Source organism: Hankyongella ginsenosidimutans (assembly GCF_005144965.1).
Classification (GTDB): Bacteria; Pseudomonadota; Alphaproteobacteria; order Sphingomonadales; family Sphingomonadaceae; genus Hankyongella; species Hankyongella ginsenosidimutans.
The window spans coordinates 2,853,805-2,873,420 of record NZ_CP039704.1 but is presented as its reverse complement, the minus strand read 5'-3'; the positions used below and the strand labels follow the sequence as shown (position 1 = coordinate 2,873,420).

The 19,616-nt window shown below is 63.6% G+C and carries 11 protein-coding genes and 9 pseudogenes; 12 read left to right on the top strand and 8 right to left on the bottom strand.

Annotation, left to right across the window (positions count from 1 at the left end; translation table 11 throughout):
- Positions 1-81: 81 nt before the first annotated feature.
- Positions 82-465 carry a hypothetical protein gene (locus E6W36_RS23890; RefSeq protein ID WP_222873399.1) on the bottom strand — a complete coding sequence of 128 codons (384 nt, stop codon included), beginning with the start codon at positions 463-465 and terminating at the stop codon, positions 82-84.
- Positions 466-590: 125 nt separating this feature from the next.
- Here E6W36_RS23890 and E6W36_RS17000 point away from each other — a divergent pair.
- Positions 591-1,674, top strand: a pseudogene (locus E6W36_RS17000) (capsule assembly Wzi family protein); the annotation flags it as partial.
- 117 nt (positions 1,675-1,791) lie between these two features.
- Here the strand turns inward: E6W36_RS17000 and E6W36_RS16995 are convergent.
- The 5 genes and pseudogenes from E6W36_RS16995 to E6W36_RS19945 all read right to left on the bottom strand — a co-directional run bounded on the left by E6W36_RS16995 (position 1,792) and on the right by E6W36_RS19945 (position 5,332).
- Complete coding sequence (locus tag E6W36_RS16995; protein ID WP_222873371.1) at positions 1,792-2,274, bottom strand: plastocyanin/azurin family copper-binding protein; 483 nt, start codon at positions 2,272-2,274, stop codon at positions 1,792-1,794.
- Positions 2,275-2,321: 47 nt separating this feature from the next.
- On the bottom strand, positions 2,322-3,152 hold the full coding sequence (locus E6W36_RS19950; RefSeq protein ID WP_281277386.1) for a methyl-accepting chemotaxis protein: 831 nt from the start codon (positions 3,150-3,152) through the stop codon (positions 2,322-2,324).
- A complete protein-coding gene (locus E6W36_RS16985) occupies positions 3,149-3,829 on the bottom strand; it encodes a hypothetical protein (protein WP_222873369.1) in 681 nt (226 codons plus the stop codon). Before E6W36_RS16985 ends, E6W36_RS19950 begins: the two co-directional genes overlap by 4 nt.
- Positions 3,830-4,079: 250 nt before the next feature.
- A complete protein-coding gene (locus E6W36_RS16980) occupies positions 4,080-4,334 on the bottom strand; it encodes a cupredoxin domain-containing protein (protein ID WP_222873368.1) in 255 nt (84 codons plus the stop codon).
- 210 nt (positions 4,335-4,544) lie between these two features.
- A pseudogene (locus E6W36_RS19945) lies at positions 4,545-5,332 on the bottom strand (cytochrome-c peroxidase).
- Between the two features lie 566 nt (positions 5,333-5,898).
- Between E6W36_RS19945 and dusB the strand changes: the two are divergent.
- The 7 genes and pseudogenes from dusB to hflX form a co-directional block, all read left to right on the top strand.
- Positions 5,899-6,891 (top strand): annotated as a pseudogene (gene dusB / locus E6W36_RS16970) (tRNA dihydrouridine synthase DusB).
- Entirely contained in the window at positions 6,888-8,048 is a 1,161-nt protein-coding gene (locus E6W36_RS16965) for a two-component system sensor histidine kinase NtrB (protein ID WP_222873367.1), read from the top strand. The pseudogene dusB and the gene E6W36_RS16965 overlap by 4 nt, the downstream one beginning before the upstream one ends.
- Positions 7,966-9,417, top strand: a pseudogene (ntrC, locus tag E6W36_RS23885) (nitrogen regulation protein NR(I)). Before E6W36_RS16965 ends, ntrC begins: the two are co-directional and overlap by 83 nt.
- Positions 9,418-9,552: 135 nt before the next feature.
- A complete protein-coding gene (locus tag E6W36_RS16955; protein ID WP_222873366.1) occupies positions 9,553-11,706 on the top strand; it encodes a sensor histidine kinase NtrY-like in 2,154 nt (717 codons plus the stop codon).
- A 102-nt stretch (positions 11,707-11,808) separates the two neighbouring features.
- Positions 11,809-13,196, top strand: a pseudogene (gene ntrX, locus E6W36_RS16950) (nitrogen assimilation response regulator NtrX).
- Between the two features lie 125 nt (positions 13,197-13,321).
- Positions 13,322-13,549 (top strand): annotated as a pseudogene (hfq, locus tag E6W36_RS16945) (RNA chaperone Hfq); the annotation flags it as partial.
- A gap of 65 nt (positions 13,550-13,614) precedes the next feature.
- Positions 13,615-14,881: pseudogene (gene hflX, locus E6W36_RS23880) on the top strand (GTPase HflX); the annotation flags it as partial.
- A gap of 140 nt (positions 14,882-15,021) precedes the next feature.
- On the opposite strand, the gene E6W36_RS21240 reads toward hflX, so the two are convergent.
- Positions 15,022-15,558, bottom strand: coding sequence for a PEP-CTERM sorting domain-containing protein (locus E6W36_RS21240; protein WP_281277570.1), 537 nt, complete (start codon positions 15,556-15,558; stop codon positions 15,022-15,024).
- The gene (locus tag E6W36_RS21235) at positions 15,504-15,986 is read right to left on the bottom strand and encodes an SGNH/GDSL hydrolase family protein (protein ID WP_222873363.1); all 483 of its coding nucleotides are present in this window, start codon (positions 15,984-15,986) and stop codon (positions 15,504-15,506) included. Before E6W36_RS21235 ends, E6W36_RS21240 begins: the two co-directional genes overlap by 55 nt.
- A gap of 248 nt (positions 15,987-16,234) precedes the next feature.
- On the opposite strand from E6W36_RS21235, the pseudogene E6W36_RS16925 reads away from it, so the two are divergent.
- The 4 genes and pseudogenes from E6W36_RS16925 (at position 16,235) to E6W36_RS16910 (ending at position 19,597) form a co-directional block, all read left to right on the top strand.
- Positions 16,235-16,983 (top strand): annotated as a pseudogene (locus tag E6W36_RS16925) (electron transfer flavoprotein subunit beta/FixA family protein).
- Positions 16,980-17,909 (top strand): annotated as a pseudogene (locus tag E6W36_RS16920) (electron transfer flavoprotein subunit alpha/FixB family protein). The pseudogenes E6W36_RS16925 and E6W36_RS16920 overlap by 4 nt, the downstream one beginning before the upstream one ends.
- Positions 17,910-18,492: 583 nt before the next feature.
- The gene (locus tag E6W36_RS16915; RefSeq protein ID WP_222873362.1) at positions 18,493-19,323 is read left to right on the top strand and encodes a PDDEXK family nuclease; all 831 of its coding nucleotides are present in this window, start codon (positions 18,493-18,495) and stop codon (positions 19,321-19,323) included.
- 67 nt (positions 19,324-19,390) lie between these two features.
- Positions 19,391-19,597: a DUF4268 domain-containing protein gene (locus E6W36_RS16910; protein WP_222873361.1), complete on the top strand. Its 207-nt coding sequence runs from the start codon at positions 19,391-19,393 to the stop codon at positions 19,595-19,597.
- Positions 19,598-19,616: the final 19 nt, after the last annotated feature.

The following is a 19,616-nucleotide window of genomic DNA, read 5'->3' as shown; positions in this document are numbered from 1 at the left end:
CCGCACCTTCTGTTGCGCCGGGGACCACCGCCCGTTAGCACATTGGGATGCCTCAAACACGAGACCCCGATGACGCTCCGCCTATCCCGCGCCCTGTCCACCCTGCTGGCGACTGCCACCCTGACGCTGGCCGCACCAGCACTCGCCAGGCCATGGGCAGAGGTCGGCGACCGGCAGCTGCGGGAGGACATCGAGGCGCTGGCCGACGCGGGCATGATTCGCGGGCCGATCACCAGCTGGCCGCTGCCCTGGCGGCAGATCGCGGCCCTGTCGGAGCGCTGGCAGATCGACAAGCTGCCGCCGCATCTGGTGGTGCGGGTCAACCGCATACGCCGCCATATGGATCTGGCCCAGCAATCGACGCTGGTGAGCGCAGAGCTGGGCGCAGGCACGGACTCGAAGCTGGTGCGCACCTTCGCGGACACCAACCGCGAGGATGCGCAGGGCAGCGTCCGGGTCGAGCATAACTTCAGCGAGAACAGCTATGTCAGCTATGGCGTCGGTTATCGCCATGGCCAGTCGGGGTCGATTATCATTTCGACGATGTCTATGGCGTCCATAGCTTCGGCAACTGGGGCGTCTATGTCGGCACCGTCGAGAGCTGGTGGGGGCCGGGCCAGGAGAGCGCGCTGCTGCTGTCCAACAGCACACGCCCATTCCAGAGGGTCGGCATCAAGCGCATGCAGCCCTATGCCTTCGATGTGCCGGTGCTGCGCTGGCTCGGGCCGTGGAGCTTCGAGTTTTCGTCGGCCGCCTGGACGGCGACCGTACGGATTTCGAACACCCGCTGGTCCACAGTTTCCGCTTCGCCTTCAAGCCGGTATCGCAGTTCGAATTTGCAGTCTCGCGCACGGCGCAGCTGTGCGGTTCGGGGCGCCGTGCAGCTTTTCCACCTTCACGCGGTCCTTCATTGCGGCCGGCACGGAGAATGTGTCCGATCCGCAACAGCAGCCGGGCAACCAGCTGGTGTCCTTCGATGCACGCTGGGGCGGCGAGGTCGGCCGCACGATGACCGGCACGGTCTACGCGCAGGCGCTGGCGGAAGACGGCGGCGGTCCGGCCATTCTGCCGGACGTCTATTCCTATCTGGCCGGCGGGCGGCTGTCCGGCGGCTTGGATGGCTGGACCTGGTCGGCGGGGATCGAGTGGACCGACACCTACGGCGTGCGCTACTTCGGGGAGAATACGCCGAACGGCCGCAGTCCGGGCGTGACGTATCTGAACTTCATCTACCGGGACGGCTACAGTTTCAAGGACCGCCCGATCGGGTTCAGCCTGGATGGCGACTCCCAGCTTTACAGCCTTAGCGCCAGCATAACCGATCCGCGCAACAACCGCCTGAGTGCAGCGCTTCGGCGCGCGAACATCAACGTGACCGACACGCCCGGCTTTCACATCAGCCGGAATACCGAACGGCTCTGGATCGGCGAGTTCGGGGCCAATTTCCCCACCCGCTGGGGCGATATCGCCGGAGAACTGCGCTACCAGACCGACCAGCCGAATACACCGGGGCGGCGCGACGGCGACGTGCAGCGAGCTGCGCTGGCAGGGGCAGTTCTAGAGCGTAATGACATTTGCTGGAATCGTTATTGCGAGGCGGCAAAGCTGCCGAAGCAATCCAGGAACACCAGTATTTCCATGGATCGCCGCGTCGCCTGCGGCTCCTCGCGATGACGGATGGATCAATGTAAAGTCATCAAGCTCTAGATCTTGATTGTTTCTTCTTTGTGTAGACCCTTCTTGTCCGTTTTGATTGCCTCACCAAAAGTGATCCAATCAAAACGGAAGGGTCTAATGGTTATGCTTCGACATCTGGGCGTCGATCTGATCGGCATCGAAATATTCTAGAAGAATATTACGATAGGCGACGACTTCTTCGGGTTTTGGCTTATGCATTGCGGCAGGCTTGCTCGGGCTGCCAACAATCACCTTGCCGCGCATGCCCATGAACATGTGCGGCACGCAATGGTATTCGTAAGTTCCGACCTTGGTGAAGCTATGCGACCAGCGTTGGCCGGCTTGCTCGAGGAAGGGGCTGGCGAAACCAGCGGCACCTTCGGGAAAGCCGTCGGGGTAGGTCATGACATTATGGGTTTCTGCGAGCTTGTTCACCCAGGTGACCTTGTCGCCAGGTTTGATGACGATGTAATTGGGTTCGAATGCCATGCGCGAACGTTCATAGTCGGTAACAATATAGATTGTGTACTCCTTTGCCCATGTCTGGAATGGGAAAAGAGTCAATACCGATAGTAGTAAAATATAAAACTCACGCAAGGTTATGCCTCCTTGGATATGTTGAGCAAGCATAGCACGATATATTATCATGCGGCATTGAGCGTACTTTTATCCAGTATTTCCTTTAGAGCGCCCTGCAAGCTGCCGAGGCGGTCATAAATCTTGGTGGTAGCATCGGATAAGTGCTGACAATGGTTCTCGTTTTGCCGGTTGCGCTGCAGGAGGATATTGGTGCGCTCGAGGGCGCGGTTGCTGCTTTGCTCCACCCTGTAGGAATTACCCTGGACGCTGTCCATACTACAGTTTTGCTGATCCAGGACCTCCGCGGTGTTGCGGATGATCCGTGCAGCCTGGTCGACCGTTTCTGAGAGATTTGCGATGGCGGCATGCGTACCCTTGGTCGTATTGTCGACATCTTCGACAAGCGTACGGATCGACGCGGTGGCATTCGAAGTTTTGCCAGCCAGCGCCTTGACTTCGCTGGCGACCACAGCGAAGCCGCGGCCAGCCTCGCCAGCCCGTGCCGCCTCGATCGTCGCGTTCAGCGCTAGCAGGTTGGTCTGCTCGGCGATATCCTCGATCAGGTTCAGCATCTCCTCGATGCGGCGCGCAGTCTCGACCATCTGCGTGACCGAATTGTGCATGATGGCGACGTCGGCAAGCGAGGTTTCCATACGGGTTTGCGCGGTGGATATGTTCTGACAGGCTTGCTGCGACGCGGATTTGACCTCGATGACCTGGGTATTGCTGGCGCTGGCGTCCTGGGACAGCTTTCCAGCGAAAGCCGAGAGTTCCTCCGCTTCCGAACTGATGTCCTGTGTCGCCCGGAGCGCCGCCTCCGCCTTCTGCAAAGCCGTCAGATCGCTTTCGATATCGCCGACCACGGTCGCGGTGACGTCGCCGATTTCCTGGTTCAAAATATGAAGCAGGGCCTCGACCTCTTTTTCTGCTGCTCCGCGACGCGCGACATCTCCTCCAGATGCTGCCGCTCGGCCTCCGCCCTGACGCGCGCGCATTCCGCCGCCGCAGCCTGTTCGGCGAGATGCGCCTGATGTTCCGCCGCCGCGCGCTGTTCAGTGAGTTCGCGCGCCTGGCGGGTCGTGGCGTCGAAGCGTTGGAGCGCGCGGGCCATATCGCCGATTTCATCCGCGCGGCTGGCGCAGGCGAAGGCTTCAATCGCTGTGCCCTCGGACAGGGCCAGCATATCGCGCATGACGCGGCGTAACGGCATCAACAAGGCCAAGCATATCCAGATGGCAGCCAGAACGCTGAGCATGATGCAAGTCGCGCCCAGGACGATGATGACCAGCCGGTCTTGCTTTGCAGCTTCGTCAATCGCGGTTTTCAGCATGTAACCATCCGCGCTCGCATACTCTGCAAGAACATCGGCATCAGTTGCAAGCATAGCAAGCTGCTCAGGGTTCTTGCTGAGTATTTCGGGATTGAGCGACTTGATGTCGGTGATCACCTTGCGGGCGGAGTCAGCAGTATCTTTACTGTAGGCCCGCTCGAGCGCGATTTCGGCGTTCGAGCGCATGTCTTCATATTCGCTTTTGAAGAGTTCCATATCCGCCTGGTAATCCGGCATCTGCAACTGCAGTGCGTTTTTCTGGGCGAGGCGGGCGTGGCTGACGCCGAGCAGGCCTTTTCAAAAATCTGCTCGGGCTTTGATTAATTTATTGGTGAAATAGAATGTCGCGCCGCCGAGCGTACCGACAGAGAGAATAATCAGTGAAATCACAGCGAACGCCTGGGAGTTCAGGCTGATTCGTCTGCCTTGGAGGAGCTTTTAAATATACGCATGGCTACCCTCGACAACTAGTTGGTAACTTCGACATCTAGTTTCATTTTCGGATGAATGGCGCACCCAACTCGAAAATTACCAGATTTATCGAAAGATATCTCTGTGTTTTCTCCAGGTTTTTAAGCCCTGCATCGATTTTTGAGCCGTTTACCAGTGAGTATATATTATGAGGCACATTGTCATCATTTTTAAATATGATCTTTTGCCCGATCTTTACTTGTAAATTTGCAACGGAAAACATTTTATTAGATTGGCTGACAACGGCAGGCGCAAGGCCAGCGGCAGCAATCGCCAAGGCTGATATCGAAAGACCGAAAAAATAAGTACATTTGAGGATTTCATACTTTACCCCTGCTTGATGCCCTACGGTTTGGGTATTTGCCCGTTATGCTCATACCACAAGGGAGATAGGTTTATCTACCGCCTGAAGTATTACCGGTGACGAGAGCGGCGGACTTATCCATCTTCTCCGCGTCGTGCTTCAGATCTTCGGGTACCGGTGTGCTCAAGGTCTCCAGGAAGGCGACAAGCTCTGCTTTTCCACTTTGGTCAGGCCAAGCGGCTTGATGAGATCGGACAAGGTTTCGCGATGCACGAAGCCGTCGTTGTAGTGGTCGATGACGCTGGCCAGCGTCGGCAGTGAACCATCGTGCATGTAGGGCGCGCGCTCACGGATGTTGCGCAGGCCCGGGGTCTTGAAGGCATGCTTCAGCGCGTCGATCTGCAGAATGGCGTAACGGCCCTGGTCTTCGCTCTTGAGGCCGATATCGTGGAAGCTGTCGTCGGTGAAGTTCCAGCCGCTATGACATTCGGCGCAGCGCCCTTTGCCGTTGAACACCATGAAACCGCGCTTGGCCGTGGCTGAAATGGCGTCCTCGTCCCCAGCCAGCCAGGCGTCGAAGGGCGATGCGGTGAACGTCAGTGTGCGCTCGAAGGCGGCGATCGCCTTCGCAAACGTTTGAATCGATATATCTTCACCAGGAAAGGCCGCTGCGAATTGCCGCGTATACTCAGGGTTGGCCTGGAGCTTGGACACAACCAGGTCATGCGGCATGCCCATTTCCTTTCCGCCGCAATCGGCCCAAGCGCCTGCTCTTCCAGGCTGGCGGCGCGACCATCCCAGAAGTAGGCCTCCGACCAGGCAAGGTTGATGGTGGTCGGCGAGTGACGCGGCAGGCGTTCACCGGTGACGCCAATGCTTCTATCCTTGCCGTCCTCGAAGCCGGCGCGCGGATCGTGGCAAGAAGCGCAGGCGACGGTACCGGTTTTGGAGAGCGAGGGGTCGAAGTACAGCTTGCGCCCCAGTGCGATTTTCTCCGGTGTCTGCGGATTTTCTGGGGACCGGCATATCGCTCGGCGCTCGATATTTCTGCTTCAGGCCCAGCAGGGCCTGCGTGGAGCGCGCTGCCGCCTCGACACCCGCGACAAAGCCATCGAATTGCGTAAATGCCGAGGTCGTGAGCAGAATGAGCGTCGCCGCGCCAAGTTTGATCCCGCTATACATGAGCCCTCACTCAGGTTTGGTAATTTCTGACCTGTTGTTGAGTACAAAAATCCTTAAAATTCCGTGAGATTGCGAGCGAAGCATTGTTTCCGCATTGGAAAATATTGTTGTTCTCTCCCCTGGTGCGCCAATGCCGCGCAGGCCCAAGTTTCTGTATCCCAGAGCAAGATCGGTTGCGGCGGAAAGCATGATTGCTTCAACCGGTGGCGTAAATCAGGCTCTTTTCAGAAAGTTGGACCGTGATTCACGTGTCAGATCGCTTCAATCTGAAGCGATCAATCAGGCCATCGGCGATGGCCGATTGTAAGCGCGGCGCATCTCCGCTATAGCCGCTGCCTGTTTTTGAGCAGGACCCATGAGCCTCAAGCCTCTTCAGATCGGACCGGTGACCATCGCCGACCCGGTGATCCTGGCGCCGATGACCGGCGTCTCCGACCTGCCGTTCCGCCGGCTGGTCAAGCGGCTGGGCTGTGGCTTGACCGTCTCCGAGATGATCGCCTCCGAAGCCATGATCCGCGAGACCCGGCAGTCGCTGCTCAAGGCCGCCTGGGCCGGAGGAGGAGCCGGTATCCTTGCAGCTCGCCGGCTGCGAGCCGGACAAGCTGGCCGACGCCGCCAGGCTGAACGCCGACCGCGGGGCCGCGATCATCGACATCAACATGGGCTGCCCGGTCAAGAAGGTGGTGAACGGCTTTGCCGGTTCGGCGCTGATGCGCGACCTCGCCCATGCCGCCCGGCTGATCGAGGCGACCGTCAAGGCCGTCGACGTGCCGGTGACGCTGAAGATGCGCATGGGTGGGACCACAACAGCCTCAACGCGCCGGAACTGGCGCGCATCGCCGAGGACCTGGGCGTCCGGATGATTACCGTCCATGGCCGCACCCGCAACCAGATGTACGCCGGGTCCGCCGACTGGGCGTTCGTTGCCCGGGTGAAGGCGGCGGTGTCGGTTCCGGTGATCGTCAACGGCGACATCGTCACGCTCGACGATGTGACGGCGGCGCTGGCGCAGTCCGGCGCGGATGGCGTGATGATCGGACGCGGCGCGTACGGCCGGCCCTGGTTCATCGGCCAGGCGATCCGGTTCCTGGTCAGCGGCGTCCGCACGCCGGACCCGACGCTGGACCAGCAATACCGGATCGTCATCGAGCATTACGACGCCATGCTGGCGCACTACGGCGAGCGCACTGGCGTCAACATGGCACGCAAGCATGTCGGCTGGTACACGCGCGGCCTGCATGGTTCGGCAGAGTTCCGCAACCGGATCAACCAGATCGAGGATGCGCGCACGGCGCGTGCGACGCTCGTCGACTTCTATGCGCCGCTGCTCGACCGCCTGGCGGCATGACGGCACCCGAGGCCGCCAGCCTGCTGAACGCCTTGCCGCAGGTTCTGCTGTGCGTCGATGCGGACGACACGCTGTGCTTCGCCAACACCGCGCTTGAGGAACAGTTCCAGGTGCCGCAGGCGCTGCTGCGCACCAAAGGGCTCGCCGCGGCCCTGCCGGCCGACAGCAGCCTGCTGGCGCTGATCGCCCAGGCACGCGCGCACCAGGCGTCGTTTGTCGAGTATGATGTCGAGATCGGCCTGCTGAACGGCGTGCGGCTGGTGGCCGACATCTGGGCGCGGCCGCTGGCCGACCGGCCGGACCTGGTCCTGATCGGGGTGCAGAGCCGCGCTGTCGAACGCATGATCGAACGCCAGCAGAGCCACAAGGGCGGCGCGCGCGCCGTGGTCGGCGCTGCAGCCATGCTCGCGCACGAGATCAAGAACCCGCTGTCCGGCATCCGCGGCGCGGCGCAACTGCTCGAGGAAGGCGTCGGCGCGACAGAGCGCGAGCTGACGCAGCTCATCTGCGCCGAGGTGGATCGCATCCGCGCCCTGGTCGACCGCATGGAAATCTTCACGGACGCGCGCCCGCTCGCCCGCCAGCCGGAGAACATCCATGCCATCCTCGGGCATGTGCGCCAGCTCGGCGAAGTGGGCTTCGCACGCGGGCTTAGCGTAAAGGAACACTATGATCCGTCGTTGCCGGATGTGCTGTGCAGCCGTGAGCAACTGGTGCAGGTGTTCCTCAACCTGCTGAAGAACGCGGCCGAGGCAGTGGCGAAGCCGGGCGGTGAGATCGTGCTGTCCACAGCCTTTCGCCACGGCATGAAGGTCGCGGTCAAGGGTTCGAACCGGCGCATCGCCGTGCCGCTCGAAGTGTGCGTGACCGACAACGGGCCGGGCGCTGCCGACGATCTGATCGACCACCTGTTCGAGCCGTTCGTCTCCGGCAAGCCGAACGGCACGGGGCTCGGGCTGGCGCTGGTCGCCAAGGTCGTGAGAGACCATGGCGGCATTGTCGAGTATCACCGCACGCAGGACCCGGCGCGCACCACGTTCCGGGTTCTGCTGCCGATCTACCGAGGGGCAGGGCATGAGCAGGACCGTTCTGGTGGCCGACGACGACCAGGCGATCCGCACGGTGGTGCGGCAGACCCTGCTGCGTGGCGGCTATGAGGTGAAGGTCGCCGACACCGCCGCAGGACTGTGGAAGCTGGTCGTGGAGGGGCTCGGGGATGTGGTGATCACCGATGTCGTGCTGCCGGACGAGAACGGCCTCGACCTGATCCCGCGCATCCATGCGCGCCGGCCGGACCTGCCGGTGATCGTGATGAGCGCGCAGAACACGCTGACCACGGCGGTACGGGCGACGGAGGCAGGGGCGTTCGACTATCTGCCCAAGCCGTTCGACATCAACGAACTGAAAAGGCGGTCGACAGCGCGGTCGCGCGCGAGCGCAGTGGCGGCACCAGCGAGAACGGCGGGGAGGAGGGTGGCGAGGACCTGCCCTGATCGGCCGCTCGCCGGCCATGCAGGATGTCTATCGCACCATGGCGCGGGTGATCCCGACTGATCTGACGGTCGCGATTCTCGGCGAATCCGGCACCGGCAAGGAACTGGTGGCGCGCGCGCTGCACGATCTCGGGCCGCGGCGGCGCGGACCGTTCGTCGCCATCAACATGGCGGCGATCCCGCGCGACCTGATCGAATCGGAGCTGTTCGGCCACGAACGCGGCGCCTTCACCGGCGCTGCGCAACGCAGCGTCGGGCGCTTCGGCCAGGCGCAGGGCGGCACCCTGTTTCTTGATGAAATCGGCGACATGCCGCTGGAGGCGCAGACAAGGCTGCTGCGCGTCCTGCAGGAGGGCGAGTTCACAACCGTCGGCGGGAGCCGCCCGCAACGCGCGGACGTGCGCATCATCTCGGCGACCAATCGCGACCTGCGCAAGCTGGCGGACAGCGGCCGCTTTCGCGAAGACCTCTATTACCGGCTGAACGTCGTGCCGATCCGGCTGCCGCCGCTCAGGGTGCGCGGGGAAGACATTGCCGAACTCGCGCGCCACTTCCTGCGCCAGGCGGCCCGGATCGGCCTGCCGCAAAGACGCTGGACGCCAGCGCCGTGCAATGGCTGGGCGACTACAGCTGGCCCGGCAATGTCCGCGAACTCGAGAACCTGATGCGCAGGCTGGCGGCGCTGGCACGCGAGGACCAGATCACGGCGGCCGTAATCGAAGCGGAACTGGCGGAGGCTGCAGACCCGGCGACACCGGCCGCGCCCCACCGCAGCCGGCACGGCGCCGGCCTGGCTGAGACGGTCGAGGACCACCTGAGCCGGTATTTTCTGGCGTTTCAACCCGGCCTGCCGCCGGATGGCGTCTATGACCGCGTGCTGGAGGAAGTGGAACGCCCGCTGCTCACCCTCGCGATGACGGCCAGCCGGGGCAACCAACTGCGCGCGGCGCGCCTGCTTGGCATCAACCGCAACACCCTGCGCAAGAAACTCAACGATCTGAACATCAAGGCAGGGGCGCTCAAGCGTCGTTGAAGCGGGTTCAAGCATCGCGCCTTCAATGGGCCCACGGCCATCAGGCTGAGGTGGATCGAGAGTCTGTTGCGTCTACCTGCGTTAAATGCGCAACACTGTTGTTGCGGTTCAGCACAAACCCGTTAGGGTGCCCCTATGTCGGTGGGATACGGGGCACCAGCTGCGCGGACAGACGCATTCCGGCGTTGGCGACGGCAATTCACACGCTGGGCCAACCGCAACCACCTGTGGTCTCGCCTGGAAATCACGCTGGTGATCGTGGCGCTGCTGTGCGGCGCTGCGACTTACCTTCTGCTGTCCCAGCGCGGTGCGCCGTTCGCCATCACGTCCAGCCATCGCATGACCTGGCTGATCCTGATGAACATCGCGCCGGTCATGGGCCTGGCGATGCTCGTGATGCGGCGGCTGGTGCTGCTGCTGACCAACCGTCGGCGCGGGCTGGTGGGGGCGGGGCTGCACCTGCGGCTGATCGGCTTCTTCTCGCTGGTGGCGGTGATCCCGACGATCCTGCTCGCGGTGTTCGCAACGCTGCTGTTCGAATTCGGCCTGCAATTCTGGTTCTCCGATCGGGTACGCACGGTGCTCGAGAACGCCGACCAGGTGGCGCAGGCCTATGTGGTCGAGAACAAGGACCGCATCCGCGACGACATTCTGGCGACTCGCGTCGACCTCGACCGGGATGCCGGCAGCCTGATCCAAAACCCGTCCCAGTTCGCGGAGGCCGTGCAGTGGCAGGCGATCGCCCGCGACTATACCGAGGCGGTGGTATTCACGCTGAAGGACGGCGCGATGGACGCGCTGGTGGCTATTCGCCGGGGCGCGGACTCCGGAACCCGGCGCCTGGCGGAGAGCGATGTGGCGCGCGCCCAGGCCGGGGAACTGGTGGTGCTGGCGGGTGAGAATTCCGACCGCGTGCAGGCGATCGTGCAGTTGACCCGCGCGCCCGGGCATTTCCTGTTCGTCAGCCGCAAGACAGCGCCGCAGGTGCTGGAGCAGGTGAAACGCACCGAGGTGGCGAAATCGGATTACCAGAGCCTGCTGGAGCGGCGCAGCAGCCTGCAACTGCGCTTCACCGTCATTCTGGTCATCGTCTCGCTGCTGATCCTGTTCGCGACGATCTGGGCGGCGCTTGCGCTTGCCAACCGCTGGGTGACGCCGCTTGGCTGGCTGATGCGCGCGGCCGAGCGGGTCGGCAAGGGCGACCTGGCGACCCGGGTGCCGATTCGCGGCAGTCCGGACGAGCTGAGCCGCATCGCCCGCTCGTTCAACCGCATGGCCATGCAGCTGGAAAGCCAGACCGGCGCGCTGATGGCGACGAACGCGCAGATGGACGAGCGCCGCCGCTTCACGGAGGCCGTGCTGTCCGGCGTGTCGGCCGGCGTGCTCGGTGTCTCCAGCGAGGGCGTGGTCGGACTCGCCAACGTTTCAGCCATGAACCTGCTGCGGATGGACGACCAGCAACTGATCGGTCGCCGTCTGTCCGACATCAGCCCGGAACTTGCCGCGATGCTCGAGACAGCCCGCGATGCGGCGCAGGACATTGCCGCCGGCGAGGTCGCGCTCGAGCGCCATCAGCGCACGCTCATGGTGCAGGTGCGCGCCCAGGGCGGTGCCCATGGCGGTTACGTGCTGACCTTTGATGACATCACGGAGCAACTCGCGGACCAGCGCCGGGCCGCCTGGTCCGACGTCGCGCGGCGCATCGCACATGAGATCAAGAATCCGCTGACCCCGATCCAGCTCGCGGCCGAGCGTCTGCGCCGCAAGTACATGCCGCTGATCGAGATCGACGTTCAGGTGTTCGACAACTGCACCGACACCATCATCCGGCAGGTCAGCGACCTGCGGCGCATGGTCGACGAATTCTCGGCCTTTGCGCGCATGCCGCGGCCGGACCTGAAACCGGAGCGACTCCGGGGCGTCGCCGAACAGGCGATCCTGCTCGCGGAAATGGCCAATCCGCAGGTACGCTTCACGCTGACAGCCGCCGACCCGGACCTGACCATGGTCTGCGACCGCGGACAGATAACGCAGGTGTTCACCAACCTCATCAAGAACAGCATCGAGGCGATCCAGGCGCGTGGCGATGGCGCGGCCGGGGGCGAAATCACGATTGCCATCGCCGATGGGCCAGACGCCATCCAGCTGCGCATCAGCGACAACGGCGTCGGCCTGCCGCCCAACCTGCGTGAGCGCCTGACCGAACCATACGTCACGACCCGGGCGCGCGGCACCGGCCTTGGTCTGGCGATCGTCAAAAGATCATCGAGGACCACAAAGGCCGGCTGACGCTCGAGGATCGTGCGGAAGGCGGCGCGTGCGCGGTCATCGAGTTCCCGAAGACAGCGGTCGAGGAAACCGCTCCAACCACCAGTAATGAATGGGTATCCCATGGCGCTTGATATCCTGATCGTCGATGACGAGAACGACATCCGCGAACAGATCGCCGGCATCCTGAGCGATGAAGGCCATACCTGCCGAACCGCGGCCGACAGCGACCAGACGCTGGCGGTGATTGGCGAGCGTCGCCCGTCGCTGGTGGTGCTCGACGTCTGGCTGCAGGGCAGCCGCATGGACGGCCTGGCGCTGCTGAACGTCATCATGGAGAACGACCCGACCCTGCCGGTGATTGTGATTTCAGGGCACGGTACGGTCGAGACCGCAGTCATGGCGATCAAGCGGGGTGCCTACGACTTCCTCGAAAAGCCGTTTCAGGCTGACCAGCTCATCAACACGGTCCTGCGCGCGACCGAGGCGGAGCGCCTGCGCCGCGAGAACGAGGCGCTGCGCGAACGCTCGGGCATCGATCATGAACTGACCGGATCGTCGCACTGCATCAACGGCGTGCGCAACGCTATCCGCAAAGTGGCGGCGACCGGGAGCCGGGTGTTCGTCTCCGGCGCGGCAGGCACCGGCAAGGAGGTCGCAGCCCGGCTGCTGCACAACTGGTCGCCGCGCGCGCATGCGCCGTTCGTGGTGATCGGCGCTGCCATCATGTCGCCCGAGCGGGTGGAGCAGGAATTGTTCGGCGAGGAACGCGATGGCCTCGTGGTCAAGCCCGGCCTGTTCGAACAGGCGCACGGCGGCACGCTGTTCCTGGATGAAGTCGCAGACATGCCCTTGACGACGCAGGCGAAAATCCTGCGCGTCCTGACCGATCAGGTGTTCCAGCGTGTCGGCGGATCGCGCAACGTGCGGGTCGATGTCCGGGTCATCAGCAGTTCCACCCGCGACCTGCGCGCCGAAGTCGCCGCGCGCCGGTTCCGCGAAGATCTGTTCTACCGTTTGAACGTCGTGCCGCTGCGCATGCCGGCGCTGGTCGAACGGCGCGAGGACATCCCCGATCTGGTGAACTTCTTCGTCACCCGCCTGGCACACCAGCGCGGGCGACGGCGCCGGCGGTGACCGGCGAGGCCATGGCGGCGCTGCAGGCCTATGACTGGCCGGGCAATGTACGGCAGTTGCGCAACGTCATCGAGCGCACCCTCATCATGGGCATGTCCGACGATACCGCCGCCATCGATCTTTCGGCACTGCCGAGTGAAGTGCTGGCGGAGCCGGCGCGGCTTGCCCCCAACGAGCAGGCGGTCTCCATCATGTCGACGCCGCTGCGCGAAGCGCGCGAGGCGTTCGAGCGGGAATATCTGCGGGTGCAGATCAGGCGGTTTTCCGGCAACATCTCGCGCACAGCCGCCTTTATCGGCATGGAGCGCTCGGCGCTGCACCGCAAGCTCAAGGCGCTCGGACTCAGCGATGGCACACGGGACGACGAAGCCTGAGCCTTGGGCTTCATTAATTCCCATCGATAGTTGTTTTAGCGCGACAGCTTACCTATCATGGAACTGATGGCGGACTCAGGGCTGAAGCCGCCACCCACGTTGTCTACGATCACAGCCGGGGAACCATGGCGGAAAAGAACAATAATCTGCAGGACGTGTTCCTCAACGCGGTCCGCAAGGCCAAGATGCCGGTGACGATGTTCCTGGTGAACGGCGTCAAGCTGCAGGGCATCATCACCTGGTTTGACAATTTCTCGGTGCTGCTGCGCCGGGACGGGCAATCGCAGCTTGTCTACAAGCATGCCATCTCGACGGTGATGCCGAGTGGCCCGCTGTCGCTGTTCGAAGCGGAAACCGAAGATCACGACCACAAGTAAGCGCAGCCGGAGGTCGGCATGAGCGTCGATGTGCCACCGCACGCCGGCGTTCGGACGCGCGCGCTTGTGGTGCATCCGCGTTTTCCGGTCGCCAGGAGGACGCGCGCACGCCAGAGGCGGCGCTGGACGAGGCGGTGGGCCTGGCACAGGCGATCGATCTTGACGTCGTGGCGGCGCAGATAGTGCCGATCCGCCAGGCGCGGCCCAGCACCCTGTTCGGGACTGGGCAACTGGAAGGGCTGGCCGCCCTGGTGGCCGAGCGCGACATCACGCTCGTGATTGTCGACGGCGCGGTTTCCCCGTGCAGCAGCGCAATCTGGAAAAGCGCTGAACGCCAAGGTGATCGATCGCACCGGCCTGGTGCTGGAAATCTTCAGCGCGCGCGCCAGAACGCGCGAAGGCGTTCTGCAGGTGGAGTTGGCGCACCTGACCTACCAGCAGAGCCGGCTGGTGCGCTCCTGGACCCACCTGGAGCGCCAGCGCGGGGCTTCGGCTTCCTCGGCGGGCCTGGCGAAACCCAGATCGAGACCGACCGGCGCTGCTGCGCGACCGCATCGCCAAGCTGCGGCGCGAACTCGAGGATGTGAAACGCACCCGCCAGCTTCATAGGGTGCGCCGGCAGAAGGCACCCTATCCGGTCGTCGCCCTGGTCGGCTACACCAACGCCGGCAAATCGACCCTGTTCAACCGGCTGACCGGGGCGGGGTGCTGGCGCAGGACCTGCTGTTCGCGACGCTTGACCCAACCATGCGCGCCGTGCGGCTGGGCGGTGAGCGCATGGTGATCCTGTCCGATACCGTCGGGTTCATCGCCGATCTGCCGACCCAACTGGTGGCCGCATTCCGCGCGACCCTGGAAGAGGTGATCGAGGCGGACGTGATCGTCCATGTGCGCGACATCGCCCACCCGGATACCGAAGCCCAGCGCAGTGACGTGCTGGCCGTGCTGGCGGCGCTCGATATCGGCGGGCCGGATTCGGCGCCGATGATCGAAGTGCTGAACAAGGCCGACCTGCTGCCGGAGGCCCAGCGCGCCGTGCTGGCGGCGCAGGTGGCGCGGCGCAAGGATCAGGTGCTGGCGTCGGCCCTGACCGGCGACGGCGTGCCGGATCTGATCCGCCGGGTCGACACGCTGCTGGCGGAACACGCCCGGCTCTATGACCTGACGCTGGCGGCTGCGGACGGCGAGCGGCTGGCCTGGCTCTACCGGCACGGCGACGTGCTGCGCCGGGACGATGACAGCGAGGGCCATGTGCGGCTCAGCGTGCGCCTCAGCCCGGAAAACCACGCGCGCTTCGCCCGGCTGTAAAGTTTTAGACCCTTCCCGTTTTTGATTGCCTCGCAAAAGTGATTCAATCAAAAACGGGAAGGGTCTGGCCTGTATCAGGCTCTTTTCAACGAATGAGGCCATGACCGTTTCAGATCGATTCAATCTGAAACGGTGATGGTTTAGGCCCGGCGACGCCGTGTCGCGCCCGCCAGGCCGAGCATCCCCAGGCCAAGCAGGGCGATACTGGCTGGCTCCGGCACGCCAATCGCTTCCGCCGCGATCTGCGAGAAGGCAGCCTGGACACGCGCTTCCGGGTGCACGGCGTCGAAATACAGGAAGCTCGAGCAGTCCGGGGTCGGGCTCGGCGGCACGCTCAGCACGCAGGCCGCACTGAGAATGTTTGCGGGTAGCCCATAGAATTCGGGTCGCGACGCCACGTCGCCGGAGAAGCCGAACAGGTCGAGCAGATGCAGGTCGTCGCCCAGCCCAAGGCCGGCGAGGCTGGCGGCGAGAGCGTCGTTCAACTGGCCGATGGCGAGTTGCAGCGCCGGGTTCGGCCCGCCGCTGATCGGCGCGCCGGTGACATCCGGCAGGTTGGTGACCAGAAACTGTTGCGCGCCGGCGGCCCGCAACCGGGAGACCTGGGAGACGAGCGTGCCGATCACCTGGGTCGGGACGTCATTGACGCCCAGTACGCCGTTGCCGACGTCGAACAGATCGTTGCCACCGACGGTGATGACATAAAGGCCGTTCGGGTCCGCGACGCCGCCGGCAGGAAGCAGGTAGCTGTCGACCTGCGCGACCAGGTCGGCAGGAAATCGCCGTTGTCGCGGGTGCGCGCGCCGCCGAAGGCAAAGTTGGCACCGCCCTGAAGCGCGGCGACGGTCGGTGCGCCGGTCAAGCGGATGCTGAGTAAATCCGTATAATCATAGCCATTGGTGAAATGCCCGTTGAAATAACCGACACTGGCCGGCGTCGGGTCGCTGCCGCCGACGCTCAGCACCAGGGCCTGGGTATTGCCCGCGTCAACCAGGCTGTCGCCGAAGACATAGAGCCCGCTTACGGTTGCCGCCTTCGCGGTCACCGCAGCGCCGATGGCGGCCAGGACGGTCGCCGCCAGCAGGGCGGCTGAAACCTTCTTCATGCAATCCTCCCCAAAAATACCTGCTGCAGGTCTTCTTAACACTTCCGCAACGATTTCATGCTGCGCTTGTGGTTCGCATTTGTCCAGAGCGATTCGGTGAGGCGAAAACGTGTTTTGGCCCGCGCGCAGATGTCGCACCGCATTATGAAACTCTATCGGCTACAAATTGCGAGACAGGCTTGAGGCGGCAGGGCAACTAGCGTAGCGGGGTGCAACCTCGAAGACCAACACTGGGGAGAATGGCGGCAATGCGTATCCTGGTCCCGATCAAACGGGTGCTTGATTACAATGTGAAAGTCCGGGTGAAGGCCGACCAGTCCGGCGTCGATCTGGCGAACGTCAAAATGAGCATGAACCCTTTTGACGAAATCGCTGTGGAAGAGGCGATCCGGCTGAAGGAAAGGGCATCGCGACCGAGGTCGTCGTGGTCTCGATCGGCGAGGCCAAGGCGCAGGAGACCCTGCGTACGGCGCTCGCGATGGGTGCGGACCGTGGCATCCTGGTGACGACGGATGTGACCACCGAAAGCCTGGGCGTCGCCAAGCTGCTGGCGAAGATCTGCGCCGATGAACAGCCGGGTCTGGTCATCCTGGGCAAGCAGGCGATCGACGACGACGCCAACCAGACCGGGCAGATGCTTGCGGCGCTGCTGGGCTGGCCGCAGGGTACTTTCGCCTCCAAAGTCGAGAAGTCCGGCGATGCGCTGCATGTCACCCGCGAGATCGACGGCGGGCTGGAGACGGTCGCGCTGGCGCTGCCGGCGGTGGTCACCACTGACCTGCGCCTGAACGAGCCGCGCTATGCGTCGCTGCCCAATATCATGAAGGCGAAATCCAAGCCCATCGCCATGAAGACGCCGGCGGATTACGGCGTCGACGTCACGCCACGCCTGACCACGCTGAAGGTGGCGGAACCGGCCAAGCGCCAGGCTGGTGCCAAGGTCGAGACCGTCGAGGCGCTGGTCGCGAAACTGAAAGACATGGGAGCTGTCGCATGAGCGTGCTGGTGCTTGCAGAACACGACAACAAGACCCTCAAGGATGCGACCCTGGCGACGGTCGGTGCCGCCCGTCAGCTGCCGGGCGACGTGCATGTGCTGGTCGCGGGCAAGGGCTGCGAAGCCGTGGCGCACGCTGCGGCCGGGATCGAAGGGGTGGCCAGTGCTGCTCGCCGACGCTGACGCGCTGGAGCATCAGCTGGCGGAGGCGGTGACGCCGGTGCTGGTTGCCGCCATGGCGCACTATGATTACCTGCTGGCCCCGGCGACCACGACCGGCAAGAACATCCTGCCGCGGGTGGCCGCCCTTCTGGATGTGGCGCAGGTGTCGGACATCCTCTCGGTCGAGGCCCCGGATACCTTCACTCGGCCGATCTATGCCGGCAACGCCATCGCGACGGTCAAGAGCGCTGACGCCAAGAAGGTGATCACCGTGCGCACCACCGCTTTTGCCAAGGCGGCGGCGAGCGGCGGCGCGGCAAGCATCGAGGCGCTGGCGGCGGCTGCGACATCTGCCGGGTCGTCGTTCGTGAGTGCTGAACTTTCGGTCTCGGATCGACCGGAGCTCACCTCGGCCAAGATCATCGTCTCGGGCGGCAGGGCGCTCGGTTCCTCGCAGGCGTTCCATGACATCATCGAGCCGCTGGCCGACAGGCTGGGGCCGCCATCGGCGCGTCGCGCGCGGCGGTGGACGCCGGCTACATGCCCAACGACCATCAGGTTGGCCAGACCGGCAAGATCGTGGCACCGGAACTCTACATCGCCTGCGGTATTTCCGGCGCGATCCAGCACCTGGCGGGCATGAAGGACAGCAAGGTGATCGTCGCGATCAACAAGGACCCGGACGCGCCGATCTTCCAGGTCGCCGATGTCGGCCTGGTCGCCGACCTGTTCCAGGCAGTGCCGGAGTTGACCGCCAAGCTGTAGGCGGTCGGCGACCGATGCCGCCACCCTGGCCTGCCCACCGTCACCCCGGCCCAGCCAACGCCACCCCGGCGCGGGCCGGGGTCCATGGGCACGGGGCGACAAAGAGCTTGGGGCTTGCCGCATAGGGGCTGGACGTCCGCCACGCGCCCCATCCTCCCGCATCCCGCCACATCCGTCGCCCCGTACGTGATGCGGGGCCTGGCTCTCCTTCTAGATGGGCTTTACCAGAAAGGGGAATTACAGTTCGGAGTTACGGTGCCACTTTACGAAATGCATTAATTTCGAGCCTCGCTGCGGCGGCGATAGGGTGGCCATGGATTCCGGCATCCGCCGGAATGACGGCTCGTGATGGGCGCTTGCGCTATCCCCTTCATACACAGCCCTTTTCCTCCCCACCCACCGTCACCCCAGCGAAGGCCGGGGTCCATGGCGAAAGCAGTGCCTTCGTACTGAATGTATGCATCCATGGAGTCCGGCCGGAGTTTATCCCCGTCAGGGGCCGGAATGACTCGGTGGGTTGCGCCAACCAGCGGACTATCGATAAACGAATTTGCTCAAACAGGCGCAGGGGATCGACGGCGGTATGGCTTTGTTTCACATCACGGAAGCGGCGCTCGAACCTGTGGGCGCGACCACCTTCGCTGCGCAGAATCTCTACGAGCGGCGGGACATTCAGCGTTATCTGCGGCGGCAGATCGAGGTCATCGACTCCAACCTCATCGTCCTTGCCGAGGAGTTCGGCGAGTGGGTCGACAGTGACCGGCGCATCGATCTGTTGTGCCTTGATGCCAGCGCCGATCTGGTCGTCGTCGAGATCAAGCGTAGCGAAGACGGCGGGTTCATGGAGTTGCAGGCGCTGCGCTATGCCGCGATGATCTCGACCATGACGTTCGACCAATGTGTCGACATCCATGCCCGCACCCACGGCCTCGATCAGGACAGCGCCCGTTCGGCCATTCTCGAATTTCTTGGCTGGGAAGCTCCCAATGAGGATGATTTTGCGTCGGACACCCGGATTATTCTGGTGTCGGCCAATTTCAGCAAGGAACTGACCACCTCCGTGCTCTGGCTCGCCGAGCGCGGCGTCGATATCCGCTGCGTGCGTCTGCAGCCCTATCGCATGGACTCCGGGGCGTTGCTGCTTGATGTCCAGCAGATCATTCCTCTGCCGGAGACAACGGCTTTTCAGACCCAGATCGGTGTGAAGCGGCAGGCTGAGCGCAAGGATCGTATCGAACGGCACGACCTGCGGTTCCGCTTCTGGGATATGCTTTTGCGGGCGGCAAAGCTGCGGACCAATCTGCACGCAGGGCTTAGCCCGGGAGAATCGACCTGGCTGGCGGGCAGCATCGGCCGGGCAGGGTTTTCGCTCATCTATGGCCTCACCCAATCCCGCTGCGATGTGCGGCTTTGATCGGCATGGGCGCGGCCAAGCGCGAACTGAACATGCTTGCCTTCGATCGTCTGTACGCGCAGCGGAGATGATCGAGGCGGAATTCGGGGCCGCCCTCGACTGGTGCCCCATGCCGGAGGCCGACGCCTGCAAGGTCCGCTATTTCATTGATGGAGGATATCGGTCGCCGGAACCGCAATGGCCGGAGATTCAGGACCGGATGATCGACGCGATGATCCGGCTTGATGCGGTATTCCGCGCGCGGGTGAAAGCGCTGCCGCTGTCGGCGGCCTGACCTCCCGGTTGCGCTCCCG

What these genes read in the sequence shown, in the direction of transcription:
- E6W36_RS16955 (WP_222873366.1), top strand. Translation starts at nt 9,553, where the DNA reads ATGTCGGTGGGATACGGGGCACCAGCTGCGCGGACAGACGCATTCCGG.
- E6W36_RS16965 (WP_222873367.1), top strand. Translation starts at nt 6,888, where the DNA reads ATGACGGCACCCGAGGCCGCCAGCCTGCTGAACGCCTTGCCGCAGGTT.
- E6W36_RS21235 (WP_222873363.1), bottom strand. Translation starts at nt 15,986, where the DNA reads ATGAAGAAGGTTTCAGCCGCCCTGCTGGCGGCGACCGTCCTGGCCGCC.
- E6W36_RS16915 (WP_222873362.1), top strand. Translation starts at nt 18,493, where the DNA reads ATGGCTTTGTTTCACATCACGGAAGCGGCGCTCGAACCTGTGGGCGCG.
- E6W36_RS23890 (WP_222873399.1), bottom strand. Translation starts at nt 465, where the DNA reads ATGCTCGACCCGGACGCTGCCCTGCGCATCCTCGCGGTTGGTGTCCGC.
- E6W36_RS16910 (WP_222873361.1), top strand. Translation starts at nt 19,391, where the DNA reads ATGATCGAGGCGGAATTCGGGGCCGCCCTCGACTGGTGCCCCATGCCG.